The following is a 20,278-nucleotide window of genomic DNA, read 5'->3' on the forward strand; positions in this document are numbered from 1 at the left end:
CAGCGGCGGCCCCGCCGCCACCGCCACCGCCGGCTGCGGCGGCAACCAGGCCCAGGCCGCCAATCGCGCCCAGGGCGCCGAGTCCGCCCAGGCCGCCAGCAGCGCCCGCACCGGCGCCTGCACCTGCGCCAGCGCCAGCGCCAGCCGATGCGCCGGCGACGTCGACGACGCTGCCGCTAGGAATGGCGCCCGCTCCTGCCCCGGCTCCCGCGCCTGCACCCGCAGCACCGCCATTGTTGTCGCTTTGTGGCGTGCCCGTATTGGCCGTTCCCGTGCCGCCTGCCTGGCCCGCTGCGGCGCCACCACCACCGGCTGCTGCCGCCGCGGCTGCCACGGCCGCTGCGGCGCCGAGGGCGCCGGCCGTGCCATTGCTGTCGGCGCTGCCGGTGACTTCGACGACGTTCTCTGGTGGCATGGTCTGGTCGGCCACGGCGCCTCGCGCCAGCTCTTCCTCGTCGTATTGTTTGCGCTCGCCATTCTTGGCATTCGCGGCTTTTTTGACGGGCGTGGCGAGCTTGGCGCCGGCGGCTTCGGCATTGACGGGAACTTGTGCTGGATTTTGTGCGGTGGCCATTTGAAAATCTCCGGAATAGGTTATGTGTTCGTTAAATTTTTTAAGATATTAAAAAATTAATAAATATAATTTGTTTCCATGGTTTCTCCGGCGTGGCTTGGGCCGTGATCGATCTTGGGTACTGCTGATGCGTATGGTGGCAAGTAAAACATATTTGAATAAAAACCGCTGGGAGAAAAGTGCGGCTATTTCAAAATAATAAAAATGTTATTTTTGCATTTGTTTTTCGGCTCCTTCATTTTCCCGTTTTGCGCGGCACCGGGGACTGGCTTGCCTGGCGATATCCACTGTCGGGATGCGGATGTTTTTCTATCTCCGCTCTTGCTGTCACTCTGATGTTAGTTTCAATTTTGAAACATTCAATTTCATTTTGATCATTCGCCATGGCTCTATTCTTTCAAGCTTTGCTGAAGGAAACAATCACGGATTGTCACGAAACGGAGCTTTTCAGTTGAATCCGCTGCCAGGTTCCATTATTTTCGCGACTTTCCTTGAAAAACCGTCTCGCTATCAAATTGGTAGTTGTTGTTTTTTGGTTGGTGATTATTAAATTTGATCGCCAATAAAATGCGATAGAAATAATTATTTGTAATTTCAATATCGAATAATTGCTATCGAATCAATAGTCTTTATTTGCGAAGGGAAATTCTTGATAATCACTATCGGAAGCGTAGTGAGATACGCCGGCGGGCAGGAGGGAGGGATGAAATAGAAAACGCCCCGGCGGGCGGGGCGTTTTTGCGGCGCAGGGGAGGGGCGGTCAGCCTTCCTCGCGCCAGCGGCGCAGGCGGATGGCGGCGTACAGCAGTGCCGCGCCGGCCGCGGCACCCAGCCAGACGGCTGGCAGGGCCAGGCTGGACCAGGAATTGCTGAACACGTCGAGGCGTGTCATGTGCGAGCCGCCTTCTGCCAGGGCGCGCATTTGCGGCAGCAGTTCCGGTTCGAACAGATACCAGCTGCCGGGCAGGATGCCCAGCAGGGCGCGTCCGATGACATTCATCTGTATCCAGCTGACGTCGCTTTCCGTCAGCGTCATCTTGCCGGCCCAGACCGTCAAGATCAGCAGCAGCAGCGGCACGCCGACAGCCCACAGGAAGACCTTGGACTTGGCCCAGCTCGATACCATCAGCAACCAGCCCACGGTGGGCAAGGCCCACAGGCAATACACGGGCAGCAAGCCGAACACGCGCAGCGGTCCCAGATACAGGCCGGGCGAGCTGGCCAGGTCGGCAAACACGTGGATGCCGTTGGCGGCCAGCACGCCGCTCAGTATCAGCACCAGCGCCAGCGAGGTGATGCTGGCGGCGGCGGCGACGATTACCGGCGCCACCAGCAGGGCGATGATGGCTTTCGACAGCACCGTCTGCGCATCCGAGATGGGCAGCGACTTCCAGAACAGCACGCTGCGGTCGCGGCGGTCGTCATGCAGAGCGCTCAGGCAATAGAAAAACACGAGGAAACCCAGCGCCAGGAACAGGGGCGCGGCCGCGTACGTGTAGTTGTTGGCGACGGCGTCGATGATTTCCGTGCGGCGCGGCCCGAAGGTGCGGGTATTGAAGATGGCGCTCCAGGACACTTCCTCGCCATTGATGGTCAGCGCCGTGCGCGTCTTGGTCTTGGCGATGGTGCCGATCGTCATCAAGGCGCCCAGCAAGGTCATGACGATGCCGATCACGGCTGGCGTCCACAGCAGCATGCCCTTGTGCTCCCACAGCTCGCGCCGCAGCAGCCATTGCATTTTTTTCATGGGGGAAATGCTCATTGGTACGATCCTTTCATGGTCGCGACAAACAGGTCAGCCAGGCTGGGAGTGCGCAATTCGCCGAGGGCGGCCAGCTGGGTGCGGGCGACGCCATCGAACAGCATCACGGACTTGCCGAACACACTGCGCTCGCTGATCGGCTGCAGGGCGCGCGCCGGGTTGACGTGCTGCGGGCCCACCATCACCTCGACATAGCGTTCACCCACTTCTTCCATCGTCGAGGCCAGCACGATCTTGCCGTCGCGAATGAACATCAGGTCGCTGAGGATGTGTTCCACCTCCTCGATCTGGTGGGTGGTGATGACGATGGTCTTGTTTTCATCGAAATAGTCTTCCAGCAGGTTCTGGTAGAACTGCTTGCGGTACAGGATGTCCAGGCCCAGGGTCGGCTCGTCGAGCACCAGCAGCCTGGCGTCGATGGCCATCACCAGCGCCAGGTGCAGCTGCACGATCATGCCCTTCGACATGGCCTTGACCTTCATCTTCGGCGCCAGCTTGGTATGCGCCAGGTAGCGCTCGGCCTTGCTGCGGTCGAAGCGCGGATGCACGCCGGCGACAAAGTCGATGGCGTCGCGCACGCGCAGCCAGCCCGGCAGGATGGCGACGTCGGCGATGAAGCAGACATCGTCCATCAGCGCGTCGCGCTGCAGGCGCGGATCGCGCCCCAGCACCGACAGCTCGCCATCGAAGCCCGTCAGGCCCAGGATGGCTTTCAGGGTGGTGGTCTTGCCCGAGCCGTTAGGCCCGATCAGGCCGACGATGCGTCCCGGCGCGATATCGAAGCTGATGCCGTCGACGGCCACCTGCTTGCCGTACTGCTTGCGCAAGCCGCGCGCGCTGATGACGCTGTCGTTGTTCAATGCATTCATGCGCCTTCTCCCTTGACGCCGTCCTGGCGGCTGGCCAGCAGCAGTTGTTCCAGATTCAGGCCCAGTTGCGTAATGCGTTCCAGCATGGCCGGCCATTCTTCGCGCATGAAGCGCTCGCGTTCACTGGCCAGCAATTTGTCGCGGGCGCCTTCCAAGACATACATACCGAGTCCTCTGCGTTTTTCCACCAGGGCATCGTCGACCAGTTCCTGATAGGCGCGCGAGACCGTAATGGGATTCAATTGATAGTCGGCCGCCACCTGGCGCACCGAAGGCAAGGCGTCGCCGGACTGCAGCACGCCATCGAGCATCATGCCCACTACCCTGGCCTTGAGCTGGCGGTAGATGGGACTATTGTCATTCCATTCCGCGCTCATGGGATGCGCTCCGACAAGGGCGGAGCGGGACGGCGCGTAAAAAGTGCTGTAGGCATCGAAGCTCCGTGATTTATTGAGTTGGTGTTGTAGTTAACTATAACAGTGAAAATTCAAATGTCAACAAAATCATGTTTTTCTATCCATGAGGAAACTATAATGTTGCGTCTTTGAGAATCTTACTTGATAACTTCTGGCGAATATCATCGCCAGTCACCATGAAAGCAGCAATGATCAATCGATATGACGAGTTGCATAAACTGTTCAGGCGCGCCGGCTGCGGCGTCGCCCTGTTGGCCGTACTGAGCGCCTGTGGCGGCGGTTCCGGCGGTGGCACGGCCACGCCGCCGCCTGTACCGCCGGTCGACACGCCGCGCTACCTGCTGGGCGGCACGGTCAGCGGCCTGCTGCCCGGCGCCAGCGTCGTGCTGGCGAACGGCACGGATAAGGTGACCGTCACGGCCAACGGCGCGTTCAGCTTTGCCGGCAAGCTGGCGGCGGGTGCCAGTTACGATGGCAAGGTCGACAGCGCCTCCGCTGGCCTGGGCTGCAGCATCGCGCAAGGCGCGGCGACGATGGGCAGTGCGGATGTCAGCACGCTTGCCGTGCGTTGCCTGCCTATCGTGCTGGCCGGCGTGCAGGAGCGTATCCAGCGTATCGATGGCATGGTGCAGGATGCTGCGGGCAATTCTTACTTCACCGATTCGTCCACGCAGGTGATCCACAAGCTTGCCCCCGACGGCAGCCTCAGTATTTACGCTGGCATGCCGGGCAAGACGGGTGCCGTCGACGGGCCTGCCGCCAGCGCGACCTTCTACATGAGCGGCGGTCGCGCACCGCTGGCGATCGACGGCAAGGCGAATCTGTACGTGGCCGACAGCTGCAATGGCCTGGTGCGAAAAATTACGCCTGCCGGGGTGGTCAGTACATTGGCCGGGAAGCGCCGCGCCAATTGCAGCGGGCCGCAGGAGGGGCCGGATGGCGATACTGCATACGCCGATGGCGCGGGGACGCAGGCGCGGTTCGGATGGATCACCAGCATGGCCATGGACCGCAACGATGATGTGCTGCTCGTCGATGACGGATCGGCGCCGGTTCGCCGGGTGACGCCAGCTGGCGTGGTCAGTTCCATCAATGTCCTGTTTGCCGAGCCGAATGGCCTGCCAAGGGCAGGACTAGCGGGGCAGATAGCGGTCGATGCCAACGGCGTCATTTACTTGAGCAACAGTGGCGGCAGCAAGGTCTACCGCTTTGATCGTGGCGTGGCGACCCTGGTTGCTGGAAATGCGAGAACGACTGGCTATGATGGCAAGGGGGCGAATGCCAGCTTCCGGGGCGTGCGCAGCATGATGTTCGAGCGCAGCGGCAATTTGTTGCTGGCCGACCGAGACGCCATCCGCCGCATGACACCCGATGGCGAGGTGACGACGGTGGCGGGGCGCGTGGTGCCCGACGCGACAGGGAAATATCTCGACTGGAAAAATCTGGCGCTGATATCGAGCGAGGATTCAGGCGCCATGCTGGTCTTCGATTCCAGCCTGCAACGGCTGAACCGGGTGGATGCCGGCAACAGGATTGCGACCGTGCCTGTCATGCTGAGCGATGCCGGATCGGCGGACGGCGTGGGCGCTGCAGCTCGCGTGGGCAATGTCAGGGCATCGACCATGTGCAGCGACCCCGCGGGGAATGTCTATCTGCTCGATGCGGCCAGCAAGGTGCTGCGCCGGCTGGCGCCAAATGGCAAGCTCGAGCTGTATGCGGGGATTGCCGGCCACGCCGGCAGCGACGACGGCGCGCGGCTCAGCGCGACCATGGCCAGCCCCGTGGCGATCGCTTGCGGTGCGGATGGGGCCGTGTATGTTGCCGACAGGGCGCCGGATGCGCCTGCGTTTAATTTACGTAAGATCAATAGCGACGGGGTCATGTCGACCATCGAGCAATTGCCGGCTGACACCAATGGCCTTCAGCAGTATATCCTGGCGATTGACAAGGATGGCTATATTACATGGATGGAGACCTTCGGCGAGGGCATTTACCGGCGCCCGCCCGGCGGCGTATTTTCCTTGTTCGTGTCCTTTGACGCGCTCACGCGCGCCCTCGGCGATCGCGATCCCGGCCCCCAATCTGTCCTTCCCTACAGCATTGTGTTTGACAGCAAAGGGGAGATGTATTTTGATGACTACTATCATCAGGTGATATTCAAGGCGAATCGTTCCGGCAGCGTGACCGTGTTTGCCGGCACCTTGTACTCGAGTAAAAATATCGACGGTGCGCCTGGCGTGGGCAGCCTGTCATTTGCGGGCATGCCCAGCCTGGCCATCGACAAGGCCGACAACCTGTACGTCAGCGGCCAGGATGGCGTGCGCAAAATCAATCCGGCTGGGGTTATTTCCACACCGCAGCTGGCATGGGGCAATCCCATCGTGGACATCGTAGCTTTTGGCAATGGCACGTTGTACGGCTATACCGCCCGTGCCATCGTCCAGACGCCTTTGCCTTAGGCCCGGCTATGGGCAGGCGCGGCTGGCAAGTCCGTCAGCCGCGCCTGCAAGTCCAGCGCATTGAACAGGGCGGCCCCGGCCGCTGTATTATCGAAGATGCACCAGCTGGCTGCCTGCGCCGGTTCGCGCAGGCAGCCAGCCAGGCTTGCCAGGTATGCTGGCGGGTAGTCGGAGTAGTAGATTGTCGGGCTGCCGTGCAGGCGCAAATAGGCCACTTCCGTCGTCGGCACGTGCGGGCCAGGCTGGCCGGCGGGCGGATCGGCCTGCACGCGCGTGATGCGCTGCAGCGTTAACAGCCCGGTCGCGCCTTCCTCGAACCAGCTGGGGTGGCGCGCTTCGCACGCGAGCATGCCGCTGAAGCGCTGGCGCAGCGCACTGAAAAATGCGGCGGTCACGGCCGTATCGAATTGCAGGCTGGGCGGCAGCTGCACCAGCACGCAACCCAGTTTTGTTCCCAGTTGCAACACTTCCCCCGCAAAGCGATCCAGTTCCGCCGCGCCATCGCGCAAGCGCCGTTCGTGCGTGATGCTGCGCGGCAATTTCACGCTGAAGCGGAAATGGTCGGGCACGCCGTCGGCCCAGCGCGCGTAGGTGGCGGGCTGGTGCGGGCGATAGAACGAGCTGTTGATTTCCACGCAGGACAGGACGCGGGCGTAGCGCTGCAGGTGGCTGCCTGCGGAGGGGAAGTGGCTGGCGGCGGCACTGGAGATGCTCCAGCCGGCCGTGCCGATGTAATGCGTGTGCATGGCGCCATTACAGCAGGGCCGGGCGGGCGCGGCTATCGGACAAACGCCCGTGGCGCGGTCAGCGGCCGCCTAGTCGATGATGTCGCCGTTGAGGTCGTGGCGCGTGATGTTGCCGCGCGCATCGATGGCGATCCAGCCGCCGCGCGGCCCTTCCGGCGGCGTCACGTCGCATTCCCAGTCGGGCAGCACATAGCGCAAGGTGTCGTCGACTTTATGCAGGGCAGGGCGGTGCGTATGGCCGTGGATCATCACGGTACTCGCGTGTTCGGCAAATACTTGCGCCACGGCATCGGGCGTGACATCCATGATGTCCATGGATTTTTCGCCATTGTGCTCGCGGCTGCTCTGGCGCAAGCCGTCGATGATGGCCTTGCGCTGCGCCAGCGGCATGGATAAAAACTGTTTTTGCCAGGCCGGCTGTCGCACCATGGCGCGAAACTCCATGTACTTGACGTCTTTCGTGCATTCGGCGTCGCCATGCAGCAGGACGATGCGCCGGCCGGCAATGGTGGCCACGTGCGGTTCGCTGAGCAGGGTGGCGCCGGCCGCGGCGGCAAAGCCGGAGCCGACGAGGAAATCGCGGTTGCCGGCGATCCAGTACACGTGTACGCCAGCATCGCTGACGGCGCGGATGGCAGCCGTCATGCGCGCATTGAACGGGTCTTCCAGGTCATCGTCGCCAGCCCAGTATTCGAACAGGTCGCCTAATAGATACAGCGCTTGCGCATATTGCGCATGGTGTTCCAGAAAGGAAAGAAAGGCGGCGCTGGTGCGCGGGTGCGAGCTCTGCAGGTGCAGGTCGGAAATAAAGAGTGCGGCAGGCATTGTCATCGTTCAACGCTCCCAAAAAGTGATGTACATGGAGAGGCGCAAACGCTGCAATGCCTGTTATTCATGGTGCCAGAGCCGAATTAAGCGGCTTCTACTTTCTCGATGATGACGTCGGTCACCGGCACGTCGGCGAACATGCCGGCGCGCGAGGTTTTCACGGCGCGGATGGCGTCGACGACTTCCTTGCCATCGGTGACTTTGCCGAACACGGCATAGCCCCAGCCGTCCTGGCCTGGGTAGTCGAGGAAGCTGTTGTTCTTGATGTTGATGAAGAACTGGGCCGATGCCGAGTGCGGATCCGACGTGCGGGCCATGGCCAGCGTGTAGGTATCGTTTTTCAGGCCGTTCTTGGCTTCGTTTTCGACGGTGGTGTCGGCAGGCTTCTGTTTCATGCCTGGTTCGAAACCGCCGCCCTGGATCATGAAGCCGTCGATGACGCGGTGGAAAATCGTGTTGTCGTAGTGACCGGCTTTCATGTAGGCCAGGAAGTTGGCAACCGTTTTCGGCGCTTTTTCGGCGTCCAGTTCAGCGGTGATCTTGCCCAGATTGGTGGTGATGATGACGGAGGTCATGATGATCCTTAATAAATTGGATGAAAAGTTGATTTGGGCCGTGGCATGCCACGGCGGCATGCGGAGACCGCAAAAACGCTATTTTACAGTTTTGCGGGCGCTGTCTTGAGTAAAGTCGCCGATTCGATCAGCACGGGGGTGACGGGCACGTTCTGGTGCGGCCCCTTGTCGGCCACGGGCACGGCCTTGATCTTGTCGACCACGTCCATGCCGCTGACGACTTTGCCGAACACCGTATAGCCGAAGCCGTCGCGGCCAGGATAGTCGAGCGCGCCGTTGTCGTTGACGTTGATGAAAAATTGCGCCGTGGCCGAATGCGGGTCGCCCGTACGCGCCATGGCGATGCTGTAGGTGACGTTTTGCAAGCCGTTTTGCGCCTCGTTCTTGATCGGCGCCTTGGTGGCTTTCTGTTTCATGTTCTTGTCGAAGCCGCCGCCCTGTATCATGAAGCCATCGATGACGCGGTGAAACACGGTTCCCTTGTAGTATCCGCTTTTGACATATTGCAAGAAGTTGGCCACGCTTTTCGGCGCTTTTTCCTGGTCCAGTTCCAGCACGATCTCGCCCATGCTGGTTTTCAGGGCCACGTGCGGCGTGGGATCGAGGGCTGCCGACGGCGTTGCAGGCGTGGCCGCGACGACGGCGCCGCCCAGGGTCAGGCTGGCGAACAGGGTGCAGAAGCGGGCCAGGAATGGCAGGCGTTTCGATTTGGTTTCTTGCATGGAGGCGTCCTTAATCGTTATTTTTCTCTAAACTTGCTTTAATTGTAAAGAAGTGAAAATTCGGTTGAACATCGTAAAAACCTGATTCATATCGGGCCAGTATGGTTTTTATCAATGTTATACTTGACCGCTAACGCCCTAATTCTAACAAACAAGAACAACAATATAGCGGGTCGTACAGTCTCGGCGCACACGGCAGTTCAGTGGCGCGGCACCCCTGGTGTCCGCGCCTGTCTGTCGTTTTGCCTGGCTGGCGGCCGCTCCACTTGCAAAGTACGATGAGCAATCTAAAGATTTACAACACCCTGGCTCGCGAGAAGCAGGTATTCGTCCCGATGGAAGCGGGCAAGGTACGCATGTACGTCTGCGGCATGACCATCTACGATTATTGCCATATCGGCCATGCGCGCATGATGATGGCCTTCGACGTCATCTACCGCTGGCTGAAGGCGTCCGATTTCGACGTCACCTATGTGCGCAACATTACGGACATCGACGACAAGATCATCCGCCGCGCCGTGGAAAACGGCGAGACGATCTCGCAGCTGACGACGCGGTTCACCCGCTACATGGATGAAGACACGGCCGCGCTGGGCATCTTGACGCCCGACCATACGCCGCGCGCCACCGAATACGTGCCGCAGATGCTGAGCCTGATCGAGCAGCTGGAAGCGAAAAACCTCGCCTACCAGGGCGTTGACGGCGATGTCAACTACGCCGTGCGCAATTTCCCCCACTACGGCAAGCTGTCGGGCAAGTCGCTCGACGACCTGCGCGCGGGCGAGCGTGTCGACGTCAACACGGGCAAGCGCGATCCGCTCGATTTCGTGCTGTGGAAGTCGTCGAAGGAATCCGAGCCGGAAGAAGTCAAATGGGATTCGAAGTGGGGCAAGGGCCGCCCGGGCTGGCATATCGAGTGCTCGGCCATGTCGTGCGCCTTGCTCGGCGAACAATTCGACATCCACGGCGGCGGCGCGGACTTGCAATTCCCGCACCACGAAAACGAGATCGCCCAATCCGAAGGCGCGTTCGGCCATACCAGCGTCAATTACTGGATACATAACGGATTCGTGCGCCTGGATAATGAAAAAATGTCCAAGTCGCTCGGCAACTTCTTCACCATCCGCGAAGTGCTGCAAAAGTACGACGCCGAAGTGATCCGCTTCTTCATCCTGCGCGCGCATTACCGCAGTCCCCTCAATTATTCGGACGTGCACCTGGATGATGCGCGCCTGTCGCTGACGCGCCTGTACACGGCGCTGGCCGACGTGGCGGTGGAAGAGGGCGCGATCGACTGGAGCGAAGCGCACGCCGTGCGCGTGCGCGAAGCGATGGACGACGATTTCAACACGCCGCTGGCCGTGGCGGCCCTGTTCGACCTGGCAACGGAAGTGAACAAGAGCAAGTCGCCGGCCCTGGCGCGCCAGCTGAAAGGCTTGGCGGGCGTGCTGGGCTTGCTGGAGCGCACGCCGCAGCAATTCCTGCAAGCCACCGTCGGCGCCGCCGGCGGCCAGGACGAGGCGGCAGGCATCGAAGCGGCCATCGCGGCGCGCAGCGCGGCGAAAAAGGCGCGCGACTTTGCCGCATCGGACAAGATCCGCGCCGATCTGTTGGCTGCGGGCATCATTCTCGAAGACAAGCCTGACGGCTCGACCAACTGGCGCCGCGCATGATGCCAACGTCCAGGGACAACGGGGAAGCCCCGGTAGCGGCGCAGGTGATCCAGGTGCCGCACTACTGGGAAGAGGCGAAGATCGAGCTGATGAAGCGCGACCGCATCATGAAAAAGCTCATCCCGCAATTTGGCGACCTGCACCTGGTCGGCCATAGCGACCCGTTTACCACCCTGGCCCGTTCCTTGGTCGGGCAGCAGATCACGCCCAAGGCGGCGGATGCCGCCTGGAAAAAACTGCTGCTGGCCTGCCCGAAATGCACGCCCTCGCAAGTGCTGAAGGCAGGCGCCGAGCAACTGGCCGCCTGTGGCTTGTCCAAACGCAAGACCGAATACATCCTCGACCTGGCCGACCATTTCAAGGCCAAGCGCGTGCACGCCAGCCAGTGGGACCAGATGGATGACGAAGCCGTCATCGCCGAGCTGGTGCAGATCCGCGGCATCGGCCGCTGGACCGCCGAGATGTTTTTGATATTTAATTTGCTGCGACCGAATGTCTTGCCGCTCGATGATCCTGGCCTGATCCAGGGTATCAGCGTCAATTATTTCTCCGGCGAACCTGTTTCCCGCAGCGATGCGCGCGAAGTTTCCGCCAATTGGGAGCCGTGGCGCACCGTGGCGACGTGGTATCTGTGGCGCAGTCTCGACCCTGCAGCCGCCCCTGCCGCATCCGATACAGCCCCCGGCGCACCAGCCGGTACGGTAAAATAAACATAGATGACGCCGCGCGCCCTGGCGCCGTGGCCGGTAAAACCTGGAGGTACAATGACTAAAACGACTTTCCTCAATTTTGAACAGCCGATCGCGGAACTCGATTCCAAGATCGAAGAGTTGCGCTTCGTGCAAGACGATTCGGCCGTCGACATCTCGGAAGAGATCGACCGCCTGGCCAAGAAGAGCCAGCAGCTGACCAAGGATATCTACGCCAAGCTGACGCCTTGGCAAGTGGCGCAGATCGCGCGCCACCCGCAGCGCCCCTACACCATGGATTACGTGAATGAAATCTTTACCGATTTCCACGAATTGCATGGCGACCGCAGCTACGCGGACGACCTGTCCGTCGTCGGCGGCCTGGCCCGCTTCAACGGCCAGCCATGCATGGTCATCGGCCATCAAAAGGGCCGCGACACGAAAGAGCGCGCCATGCGCAATTTCGGCATGCCGAAACCGGAAGGCTACCGCAAGGCCATGCGCCTGATGAAAGTGGCTGAAAAGTTCAACCTGCCGATCTTTACTTTTGTCGACACGCCAGGCGCCTTCCCCGGCATCGACGCGGAAGAGCGCGGCCAGTCCGAAGCGATCGGCCACAACCTGTACGTGATGGCGGAACTGAAAGTGCCGCTGATCGCCACCATCATCGGTGAAGGCGGTTCCGGCGGCGCACTGGCCATTGCCGTGGGCGATGCCGTGCTGATGCTGCAGTACTCGACCTATGCCGTGATTTCGCCGGAAGGCTGCGCCTCGATCCTGTGGAAGAGCGCCGAACGCGCGTCCGACGCGGCCGAAGCGCTGGGCCTGACGGCGCACCGCCTGAAAGCCATGGGCCTGATCGACAAGATCATCAACGAACCGCTGGGCGGCGCCCACCGCGATCCGAAACAGATGGCCACCTTGCTGAAACGCGCACTGGCCGATACCCTGCGCCAGTTCCACGGCATGAAAACCAAGGACCTGCTGGCCGCGCGCCACGAGAAGTTGCTGAGCTACGGCAAGTTCAAGGAAACCACGCCGAGCGAGTAAGCCGTCGCAGGTCGGCGTAGGTCGGCTTAGCGCAGCGTAAGCCGACAAGACGTAAGCCGACAAGACAGTAAACCACCAGGGACAGGCAGGTAGCCGAACACACTCGGCTATCCACCTGTCCCTCTTTGCATTCCCGGAGTCCGAATTGAAAAAGCAACAAACCGCCACCGTGCCCGATATCTTTGCCCGCGCGCTGGACGCCTGTGCGCTGCCAGCGGGCAGTCCCGTTGGCATTGCCCTGAGCGGCGGCCTCGATTCCGCGGCCTTGCTGCACCTGGCGCATGCCTGGGCGCAAGAGCAGGGCGCAATCCTGCACGCCTTCCACGTGCACCACGGCCTGAGCCCGAACGCGGATGCGTGGCTGGCCCACTGCGAACACGCGTGCGCCGGCATGGGCATCGCCTTCGAGGCACGCAAGGTCGCGCTGGAAAAAAATGCGAAGACGGGCACGGAAGAGGCGGCCCGCAAGCGCCGCTACGCAGCCCTGGGCGAGCTGTGCGCCACGCATGGCGTGCGCCTGCTGCTGACGGCCCACCACCAGGATGACCAGGCCGAGACGGTGCTGCTGCAATTGCTGCGCGGCTCGGGCACGGCGGGCTTGTCCGGCATGGACGGCGCCAACAGCGCGCCCGAACTGCTGGGCAATCCGGACCTGGTGATGGCGCGTCCTTTGCTCTCCGTGTCGCGCCGGCAACTCGAAACGTATGTGGCGAAACATGCGATCGCGCACATCCACGACGAATCGAATGACGATCCGCGTTTCGCCCGCAATGCCCTGCGGCATCAGGTGATGCCCGTGCTGGCGCAGGCGTTTCCCGGTTTCCAGGAACGCTTCGCCCGCAGCGCCCAGCATGCGCAATCGGCGCAGCGCCTGTTGACGGAGCTGGCGACGCAGGACTTGTCAGATTGCCTCGATGGCGATTGCATCGAACTGGCGAAATTGCGCGCGCTGAGCATGGACCGCTGCTACAACCTGCTGCGCCACTGGTTCGGCACGCGCGGCTTGCGCATGCCGTCGACGGCGTGGCTGGCGGAAATGCTGGCGCAACTGCTCGAAGCGCGGCCCGATGCGCAATTGCTCGTCACGCATCCCGAATGCCATGTGCGGCGCCACCGCGACCGCCTGTATTTGACGCCGAAGCTCGACGACCTCGCGGGCATGCGCGACAGGAGCGACGCGAATATCCCGGGCCTGGAAAAAGCCAGCCAGCAATTTGCGTGGCGCGGCGAGGCCAGCCTGGCGTTTCCTGCCTACGGCGGCGTGCTGCATTTCGATGCCGTGGCGGAGGGTGGCCAGGGCATCGATATTGCATGGTTGCAAGCTCAAGCCTTGACCATCGATTTCCGCCAGGGCGGCGAGCGGCTGAAGCTGGCGCTGAACCGTCCCACCAAGAGCTTGAAATACCATTACCAGGCCTTCGACGTGCCGGCCTGGGAGCGCGAACGCCTGCCCCTTGTCTGTGCGGCGCAACAATTGCTGTATGCAGCTGGTATTGGCCTCGATTGCCATTGCCTGAGTCTGCTGGATCGTCCACGCGTGACCTTGCGCTGGCAGTCCTGCTGAGCGCAGGGACGGCTGCCACGGCCACTCCCGGGGTGGCCGGCAAGTGGCTGTTCAAGCCAGCTGGACTGCATGGATTGGTTATTTCCATATGTGTAATTGGTATGAGCTAATGCGCTTTTTAGCTTGTTATTTTGCATTGCGGCATGTAGAGTAAAGCCCTCCTTTTTTATTCTTCTTGAGCGGAAACTTCACTCTTATGGCTTTAATCGTCCACAAATATGGCGGTACGTCGATGGGCTCGACTGACCGTATCAAGAATGTCGCCAAGCGCGTTGCCAAGTGGCACGACGCTGGGCATCAAATCGTGGTGGTGCCATCCGCCATGTCGGGCGAAACGAACCGCCTGATTGGACTGGCCAAGGAAATCATGGATCAACCCGATCCCCGTGAACTTGACATGATCGCCTCGACAGGCGAACAAGTGTCCGTCGGCCTATTGTCGATGGCATTGCTGGCGATCGGCAAACAAGCCGTATCCTATGCTGGCTGGCAAGTCGCGATCAAGACCGATTCCGCCTTTACCAAGGCACGCATCCAGTCGATCGATGACGAAAAAGTCAAACGCGACCTCGATGCGGGCAAGATCGTCATCATTACCGGTTTCCAGGGCGTCGACGAGAACGACAATATCGCGACCCTGGGCCGCGGCGGTTCCGACACCTCGGCCGTGGCGATCGCCGCCGCCATGAAGGCGTCCGAATGCCTGATCTTCACGGACGTCGACGGCGTCTACACGACCGACCCGCGCGTGGTTTCCGAGGCGCGCCGCCTGAAGACCATCACCTTTGAAGAAATGCTGGAACTGGCTTCGCTGGGTTCCAAAGTGCTGCAAACGCGTTCGGTGGAATTTGCCGGCAACTACCGCGTGCCCACGCGCGTGCTGTCGTCGCTGACCGACCCGATGTTGCCGCTGGAAATAGAAGCCAATTCAGGCACCCTGATTTCGTTTGAGGAAGATACAAACATGGAACAAGCAGTCATCTCCGGCATCGCCTTCAACCGCGATGAAGCCAAAATCACCGTGCTCGGCGTGCCCGACCGTCCAGGCGTGGCGTACCACATCCTGGGACCGGTGGCGGACGCGAATATCGAAGTCGACATGATCATACAGAATCAGTCGGTCGACGGTAAAACGGACTTCACCTTCACCGTCTCGCGCGGCGAGTATGCACGCGCGCTGGCCGTGCTGGAAGCGAACCGCGAATCGCTGGGCGCGGCCAGCATCACGGGCGACGCCAAAGTGTCGAAACTGTCCGTCGTCGGCGTCGGCATGCGCAGCCACGTGGGCGTCGCATCGCAAATGTTCCGCACCCTGTCGGAAGAGGGCATCAACATCATGATGATCTCGACTTCGGAGATCAAGATTTCCGTCCTGATCGATGAAAAGTACATGGAGCTGGCCGTGCGCGCGCTGCATAAAGCGTTCGAGCTGGAAAAAGCTTAAAAATGTAAAAATATTGCCCCACGCCCTTGACCAAAGGGGGGGCAGTCGATATTATGACGTTCGTCGCTGCAGCGCAGTTAGCTACAGAGACATAGTTGAGTAATCAGCTAGGAGACGTGGCCGAGTGGCCGAAGGCACATCCCTGCTAAGGATGCATACGGCTTATACCTGTATCGTGGGTTCGAATCCCACCGTCTCCGCCAGTACAATAAAACCCGCTGCTTCGAAAGAAGCAGCGGGTTTTTTCATTTCAGCCTTGCGGAGACGCGCAAAGCGCCTGCGCGCTTTGCGCGTGGGATGCGAAGCCTTGCGCGTACTCGCGCAAGGCTCCCCGAATCCTCATGCTGCCGCGCTGCGCGCGCACGTTGGCCGCGTGGCGGCCAACGCCGTCCCCTCATCTCCGGCACTGGCGGCCAGCGCCCCATCAGCATCAGCCTCAGCCTCAGCCTCAGCCTCAGCCTCAGCCTCAGCCTCAGCCTCAGCCTCCAGTCCGCAGCGCCGTCCCCTCGCATCCGGCGCTGGCAACCAGCTCCGCCGCCCCAGCCCGTAATCCCCCCACCCATAAATACAACATGTGATTTAGTGTGAGTATTGACTCTTTGTCATTATGCATAATGGCAATGTTACTAATAAAAACTATGCATGCCCAGCCATGCTTCCATTGCCGAGTCCAATCGAGGAGTTGCCATGTCCCATCGTCTTCCCAGCAAGTACGTGTTGCTGTGTCTTGCCGCCATGCCGTTCGCTTGCAGTGCCGCGTTCGCCGCGGAAACCAAGGTCAACCTCACACTCGATCGCAGCCTGAAGTCCGTGCCGGACCTCGAGCTGCGCCTGCTGCAGGAACCGCCAAAGCTGAAGGCGCGGGCCAGGCCTGTCAGCCGCGCGGCGAGCAAGCGCGACGAGTACGAGAAGTCGTACGACCTGTACATCCGCTATGCCAACGGCACCATCTATAACCCGACCACGGCAAAGCATGACAAGGTGCGCCTGCGCTCGTACCAGCAGACGAGCGGCCTGGCGCTCGACGGTCGCGACGAGAATGCGGCCACCTTCATGGCGCCCACGGTGGTGATGGCGCCGGGACAGACCGTGCGCTTCAAGCTGCACAACCAGTTGCCGGTGCTGCCAGCCGAGCAGTGCGCGACGAGCGATATCAACGCGCCGCGTCCGCGCGGCTGCTTCAACGACACCAACCTGCATTCGCATGGCTTGTGGGTCTCGCCCTCGGGCAATAGCGACAATGTGCTGATCTCGATCAAGCCTGACGTGGATTTCGAGTATGAATACAATATTCCCATCGACCATCCTGCCGGCACGTTCTGGTATCACCCGCATCAGCATGGCGCGACGGCCATGCAGGTTGCCAGCGGCATGGCCGGTGCGCTGGTGGTCGAAGGCGACCGTTATCCGACCGCCACCGCACAGGGCGACCTCGACGTCATACTGAAACAATTCCAGCCCGACGACGGCAGCGGCAGCGCCGGAGAAGTGATGCTGTTGCAGCAAATTCCGTATGACTGCCCCAGCAACAGCCTGGCACCACCGAAGCCGTGCGACAAGGATGCGGTGGGCGTGCTCGAGGATTTCGGCCAGGTTGAAGACCCGGATGCCTGGTTGATGTCGGGCCGCTATACCTCCGTCAATGGCAAGGTGCAGCCGGTGCTGAAGATGGATACGCAGCGGCTGTACCGCTGGCGCCTGATCGACACGGGCTTCCAGGCTTCCGTCGTATTGCGCATCCGGCGCGCCAATGATCCGCAAAAGCTGCTCCAGGCGCTCAGCGTGGCCAACCAGGACAAGGACGTGATGGAGTTGTGCGATGGCGAGGACATCACGCAATTCGAGGTGGCCAGCGATGGCTTGACGCACGACAGGATCATTGCCAAGACCCTCAACTACCTGCAGCCGGGCTACCGCAGCGATATCCTGTTCTCCCTGCCGAAGGCGGGCGCGTATTGTGTGTATGCGGAAACCAATCTCAACAACTTGACGCAGATGCATGACGTGAACAACACGCGCCTGATCAGCGTGATCGCCGCCGAGACCAGCACCAGGGCCGCCGCCCGCGCCAAGGCGGGCGAGTCGCCGCGCGACTTCCTGCTGGCCGAGTTGCGCAGCGCCGTCAAGCGCCTGCCCAGCGCGCAGTTGCCGAGCAACCTCAAGACCGACATCCTCAATGACCTGAACAATGGGCTCAAGCTCACGAAATTTGTCCCGCACAAGGCTTTCAGCGACAAGGAGCAGGAAGCCATGCGCAGCGACAAGAAGGAGTATGTGACCTTCAATATTGCGAAGGTGAAGGACGAGTACCGCTTCATGGTGGAGGGCAAGCCGGAAGATTCGCCGACGCCCGACCTGAAGTATGTCTATCATCCGCACCGCATCGACCACACGCTGGTGCTGGGCACGCAGCAGATATGGGAACTCGCTTCCAAGAATGGCAGCCACCCCTTCCATATCCACGTCAATCCCTTCCAGATCATCAGCATCGTCAGGACCGACAAGGTCGAGGGCAGCGAGGCTCCGCCGCCGGTCGATCCGCAATACAAGGACCTGGTCGGCACGTGGAAGGACACCTTGCTGGTGATTCCCAAGCACAAGATCGAGATCGCCACGCGCTATCAGCGCTACATCGGCGAGTACGTACTGCATTGCCACATCCTCGAGCATGAAGACCAGGGCATGATGCAAAACGTCAAAGTCGTGCTGCCCGATGGCAAAGGTGGCGGCGACGCCGGCGGACACGGACACTGACCGTTCCTGGCGGGAGCGCCGGCCGCGTTCCCGCCTTTCCCAACCTGTCCCTGGAGCCTGGCGCATGTTACGCATGAAAACCTCTATCCTTCCCATACTGGCCTGCCTGCTGTGCTCTGGCGCCGTTGCCGGTGCCGAAACGGGCGCCCTGGCTGTCGCCCGCTGCGCCCCTGAAGCGCGGGCCCAGCTGGAGCAGGGCGGCGCGCGCGTCGTGCGCTACCGCAAGAATATCGACGAACTGACCCCGGCCGAGCTCGACGCCTTCAAGCATGCGGTGAGCGAGATGAAACGCAAGAGCCAGGAAAACGTGTATGACCGGCGCGGCTTCCTGTGGCAAGCCTGGGTGCACAACTGCACTTCCGTCGACGTCTTCAATGACCGCCAGGCGGCTTTGCCAGGGGACAGGCTGAAGCAGCTGCTGGGCGATCCGACGCGCAACAGCTGCGACATTGCCTACTTCCTCGACAAGGTGGCGACCGAGGACAACGCCCATGAGGAATTCCCGGGCGAGTGCGAGCACCAGAAGAACACCTTCCTGCAATGGCACCGGGCGCAGCTGTACTTTTATGAGCAAGCCCTGCAGGCCGCCGACCCGAACGGCGAACGGGGGCCGAGCACGCGCGATGTCGCGCTGCCGTACTGGAATTTCACCCGCAAGCCCAGCGGCGTGCGCTATCCGCAAGCCTTCGAGGATGTCGACTCGCCCTTGTACGATGCGACCCGCAAGAAAGAGGGGCTCGATAGCTCGCTGGCCACGGCCTCGCCCAACTTGCTGGCCTACCAGATCTACTACATGGATTGGGCCGATTTCGGCGGCGACGAATACGGCAGCCTGGGCGGCGGCAACCTGGAGACGAAGATCCACAATCACATGCACGCCACCTACATGGGCGGCAATATGGGCGACAACGTCACGGCCGGCCTGGATCCGCTGTTCTATGCCTTCCATAATTTCCTCGATTACAGTTTCGAGAAGTGGCTCGACGAGCATGGCGACGCCGGCATACGCGGCAGCGGGCGCACCAGCTACATGCGCAGCGAGCAGGATGCCAGCCTGCCCCGGCCCGTCGGCTGGAGCGCCGGCAGCGGCGATGAGCAGCGCAGCGATTCGGGCGACTACGCGGCCAACATGGGGCGGGCGGATCTGTACTTCGACACCATCCGGCAGGGCTATGGCTTCCAGCCGCGCTATGGCGGCGAGTTTGCCCGCAAGAAGGACATCCAGGCCCTGATCGACCGGCACCAGCAGGCGGGTTTTGTCTTCGGCAACAACCAGAAAAGCCTGTTCGCCGCCTTGCTCAGCGACGATGCGGCCGACGGCACGGTCGCCAGGCCCGACCTCACCGTGACCAGCGCCTACAGGATACCGGCGCGGCGGGTCGCAGGCGACAAGCGGGCCAACATGGTGCTGGACCGCGCGCATGCCGACGAAGATTACAGTTTTCAGGCCGATATCTATTTGCATCCCGCCAGCGTGGTCGCGCGTATCGGCGAAAAATCGTTCCGCGACCGCTACCTGGTCACCAGCAGCAGCCATTGGGCCTTGTCCGGCGCACACCAGCATGACAAGTATGCGATCGAAACGGATGTCACCGGCATCGTCGACAGCCTGGTCCCGAAAAAGCGCAACCAGGCCTGGCGCATCACGGCGGCCATCACCACCAATGACAAGGGCCGCGGCCTGATACGGCAGGGAGATTTTTCCGCGCCGGTGGTCAGGATCGTCGACCGCCGCAAGCCGGCCGAACCCACGTATGAGGAGAGCAAGCCATGAGCGAACGGACCAGTTTCAAACGCGATGTGCAGGGCCTGTTTTCGCGCTATGTGGCCGACATGAGCAAGGTCAAGCTGTCGAACTCCGAATCGACGGGCGTGCAGCGGCTGTACCTGAACGACTATGCGAGCGTGAAGGCGTTTGCCTGGCAGATCCAGGTGGCGATCCACGGTTACGACTACGACAGCCGCAATGAGAAATGGCTGGTGGAGGCCGGGCACCGCCTGCGCAAGCCGGGGGGCAGGGAAGGCCAGTATGTCATGTCCGCGCCGCACCCGATGCCGCCGGACGGCAGGATGCCGCAGGAGGGCATCGATATCTTCGACCAGTGGGTCAGGGACGGCATGCCGCCGTGACGCGTTGACCAACCGGCACAGAC

Annotated in this window: 18 protein-coding genes and 1 tRNA gene; 10 read left to right on the forward strand and 9 right to left on the reverse strand. The window is 61.4% G+C overall.

The genetic code is table 11. The features are described 5' to 3' along the window. The 5 genes from AC1RDJ_RS27355 to AC1RDJ_RS27375 all read right to left on the reverse strand — a co-directional run. Positions 1 to 574, reverse strand: a 574-nt coding sequence (locus AC1RDJ_RS27355) for a hypothetical protein (protein ID WP_493029318.1), incomplete at its 3' end; no start/stop codon positions are given. 235 nt (positions 575 to 809) lie between these two features. Next, a complete protein-coding gene (locus AC1RDJ_RS27360; RefSeq protein WP_156894889.1) occupies positions 810 to 959 on the reverse strand; it encodes a hypothetical protein in 150 nt (49 codons plus the stop codon). Between the two features lie 375 nt (positions 960 to 1,334). Next, positions 1,335 to 2,321, reverse strand: coding sequence for a hypothetical protein (locus AC1RDJ_RS27365; protein WP_493029319.1), 987 nt, complete (start codon positions 2,319 to 2,321; stop codon positions 1,335 to 1,337). Positions 2,322 to 2,332: 11 nt separating this feature from the next. Further along, on the reverse strand, positions 2,333 to 3,205 hold the full coding sequence (locus AC1RDJ_RS27370) for an ABC transporter ATP-binding protein (RefSeq protein WP_071324385.1): 873 nt from the start codon (positions 3,203 to 3,205) through the stop codon (positions 2,333 to 2,335). Next, a complete protein-coding gene (locus tag AC1RDJ_RS27375; protein WP_071324384.1) occupies positions 3,202 to 3,582 on the reverse strand; it encodes a GntR family transcriptional regulator in 381 nt (126 codons plus the stop codon). The genes AC1RDJ_RS27370 and AC1RDJ_RS27375 overlap by 4 nt, the downstream gene beginning before the upstream one ends. 422 nt (positions 3,583 to 4,004) lie before the next feature. Between AC1RDJ_RS27375 and AC1RDJ_RS27380 the strand changes: the two genes are divergently transcribed. Further along, entirely contained in the window at positions 4,005 to 6,080 is a 2,076-nt protein-coding gene (locus tag AC1RDJ_RS27380; protein ID WP_493029321.1) for an NHL repeat-containing protein, read from the forward strand. On the opposite strand, the gene AC1RDJ_RS27385 is transcribed toward AC1RDJ_RS27380, so the two are convergent. From AC1RDJ_RS27385 to AC1RDJ_RS27400, 4 genes are all read right to left on the reverse strand, one after another. After that, positions 6,077 to 6,826: a DUF72 domain-containing protein gene (locus AC1RDJ_RS27385; RefSeq protein ID WP_493029323.1), complete on the reverse strand. Its 750-nt coding sequence runs from the start codon at positions 6,824 to 6,826 to the stop codon at positions 6,077 to 6,079. The two genes, AC1RDJ_RS27380 and AC1RDJ_RS27385, sit on opposite strands and share 4 nt — an antisense overlap. Before the next feature lie 69 nt (positions 6,827 to 6,895). Next, positions 6,896 to 7,651 (reverse strand): UDP-2,3-diacylglucosamine diphosphatase, encoded by a 756-nt coding sequence (locus AC1RDJ_RS27390; protein ID WP_289888997.1) that lies wholly within the window; start codon positions 7,649 to 7,651, stop codon positions 6,896 to 6,898. A gap of 86 nt (positions 7,652 to 7,737) precedes the next feature. Then, on the reverse strand, positions 7,738 to 8,229 hold the full coding sequence (locus tag AC1RDJ_RS27395) for a peptidylprolyl isomerase (protein ID WP_071326571.1): 492 nt from the start codon (positions 8,227 to 8,229) through the stop codon (positions 7,738 to 7,740). An 83-nt stretch (positions 8,230 to 8,312) separates the two neighbouring features. Further along, a complete protein-coding gene (locus AC1RDJ_RS27400; protein WP_071324380.1) occupies positions 8,313 to 8,951 on the reverse strand; it encodes a peptidylprolyl isomerase in 639 nt (212 codons plus the stop codon). Between the two features lie 278 nt (positions 8,952 to 9,229). On the opposite strand from AC1RDJ_RS27400, the gene cysS reads away from it, so the two are divergent. The 9 genes from cysS to AC1RDJ_RS27445 all read left to right on the forward strand — a co-directional run bounded on the left by cysS (position 9,230) and on the right by AC1RDJ_RS27445 (position 20,255). After that, positions 9,230 to 10,624, forward strand: a complete 1,395-nt coding sequence (gene cysS, locus AC1RDJ_RS27405; protein WP_493029325.1) for a cysteine--tRNA ligase — start codon at positions 9,230 to 9,232, stop codon at positions 10,622 to 10,624. Continuing rightward, complete coding sequence (locus AC1RDJ_RS27410) at positions 10,624 to 11,334, forward strand: DNA-3-methyladenine glycosylase family protein (protein ID WP_071326570.1); 711 nt, start codon at positions 10,624 to 10,626, stop codon at positions 11,332 to 11,334. Before cysS ends, AC1RDJ_RS27410 begins: the two co-directional genes overlap by 1 nt. Positions 11,335 to 11,388: 54 nt before the next feature. Further along, on the forward strand, positions 11,389 to 12,363 hold the full coding sequence (locus AC1RDJ_RS27415; protein WP_034756951.1) for an acetyl-CoA carboxylase carboxyltransferase subunit alpha: 975 nt from the start codon (positions 11,389 to 11,391) through the stop codon (positions 12,361 to 12,363). Positions 12,364 to 12,508: 145 nt separating this feature from the next. Further along, entirely contained in the window at positions 12,509 to 13,927 is a 1,419-nt protein-coding gene (gene tilS, locus AC1RDJ_RS27420; protein WP_493029326.1) for a tRNA lysidine(34) synthetase TilS, read from the forward strand. Positions 13,928 to 14,123: 196 nt separating this feature from the next. Next, positions 14,124 to 15,371: an aspartate kinase gene (locus tag AC1RDJ_RS27425; RefSeq protein WP_071324377.1), complete on the forward strand. Its 1,248-nt coding sequence runs from the start codon at positions 14,124 to 14,126 to the stop codon at positions 15,369 to 15,371. A gap of 110 nt (positions 15,372 to 15,481) precedes the next feature. Continuing rightward, positions 15,482 to 15,574: transfer RNA gene (locus AC1RDJ_RS27430), tRNA-Ser, on the forward strand. Positions 15,575 to 16,058: 484 nt separating this feature from the next. Then, positions 16,059 to 18,125, forward strand: a complete 2,067-nt coding sequence (locus AC1RDJ_RS27435; protein WP_493029327.1) for a multicopper oxidase family protein — start codon at positions 16,059 to 16,061, stop codon at positions 18,123 to 18,125. Between the two features lie 73 nt (positions 18,126 to 18,198). Further along, a complete protein-coding gene (locus AC1RDJ_RS27440; RefSeq protein ID WP_071324376.1) occupies positions 18,199 to 19,899 on the forward strand; it encodes a tyrosinase family protein in 1,701 nt (566 codons plus the stop codon). After that, positions 19,896 to 20,255 (forward strand): hypothetical protein, encoded by a 360-nt coding sequence (locus AC1RDJ_RS27445; protein ID WP_071324375.1) that lies wholly within the window; start codon positions 19,896 to 19,898, stop codon positions 20,253 to 20,255. Before AC1RDJ_RS27440 ends, AC1RDJ_RS27445 begins: the two co-directional genes overlap by 4 nt. Positions 20,256 to 20,278 lie beyond the last annotated feature (23 nt).

The organism is Janthinobacterium sp. GW822-FHT07H10 (assembly GCF_058798675.1).

Excerpts from the sequence above, each read along its gene's own strand:
- AC1RDJ_RS27400 (WP_071324380.1), bottom strand. The coding sequence starts at position 8,951 with ATGCAAGAAACCAAATCGAAACGCCTGCCATTCCTGGCCCGCTTCTGC.
- AC1RDJ_RS27385 (WP_493029323.1), bottom strand. The coding sequence starts at position 6,826 with ATGCACACGCATTACATCGGCACGGCCGGCTGGAGCATCTCCAGTGCC.
- AC1RDJ_RS27440 (WP_071324376.1), top strand. The coding sequence starts at position 18,199 with ATGAAAACCTCTATCCTTCCCATACTGGCCTGCCTGCTGTGCTCTGGC.
- AC1RDJ_RS27360 (WP_156894889.1), bottom strand. The coding sequence starts at position 959 with ATGGCGAATGATCAAAATGAAATTGAATGTTTCAAAATTGAAACTAAC.
- AC1RDJ_RS27445 (WP_071324375.1), top strand. The coding sequence starts at position 19,896 with ATGAGCGAACGGACCAGTTTCAAACGCGATGTGCAGGGCCTGTTTTCG.
- AC1RDJ_RS27425 (WP_071324377.1), top strand. The coding sequence starts at position 14,124 with ATGGCTTTAATCGTCCACAAATATGGCGGTACGTCGATGGGCTCGACT.
- AC1RDJ_RS27365 (WP_493029319.1), bottom strand. The coding sequence starts at position 2,321 with ATGAAAAAAATGCAATGGCTGCTGCGGCGCGAGCTGTGGGAGCACAAG.
- AC1RDJ_RS27370 (WP_071324385.1), bottom strand. The coding sequence starts at position 3,205 with ATGAATGCATTGAACAACGACAGCGTCATCAGCGCGCGCGGCTTGCGC.
- AC1RDJ_RS27395 (WP_071326571.1), bottom strand. The coding sequence starts at position 8,229 with ATGACCTCCGTCATCATCACCACCAATCTGGGCAAGATCACCGCTGAA.
- AC1RDJ_RS27390 (WP_289888997.1), bottom strand. The coding sequence starts at position 7,651 with ATGCCTGCCGCACTCTTTATTTCCGACCTGCACCTGCAGAGCTCGCAC.
- AC1RDJ_RS27375 (WP_071324384.1), bottom strand. The coding sequence starts at position 3,582 with ATGAGCGCGGAATGGAATGACAATAGTCCCATCTACCGCCAGCTCAAG.
- AC1RDJ_RS27435 (WP_493029327.1), top strand. The coding sequence starts at position 16,059 with ATGTCCCATCGTCTTCCCAGCAAGTACGTGTTGCTGTGTCTTGCCGCC.
- AC1RDJ_RS27410 (WP_071326570.1), top strand. The coding sequence starts at position 10,624 with ATGCCAACGTCCAGGGACAACGGGGAAGCCCCGGTAGCGGCGCAGGTG.
- AC1RDJ_RS27415 (WP_034756951.1), top strand. The coding sequence starts at position 11,389 with ATGACTAAAACGACTTTCCTCAATTTTGAACAGCCGATCGCGGAACTC.
- cysS (WP_493029325.1), top strand. The coding sequence starts at position 9,230 with ATGAGCAATCTAAAGATTTACAACACCCTGGCTCGCGAGAAGCAGGTA.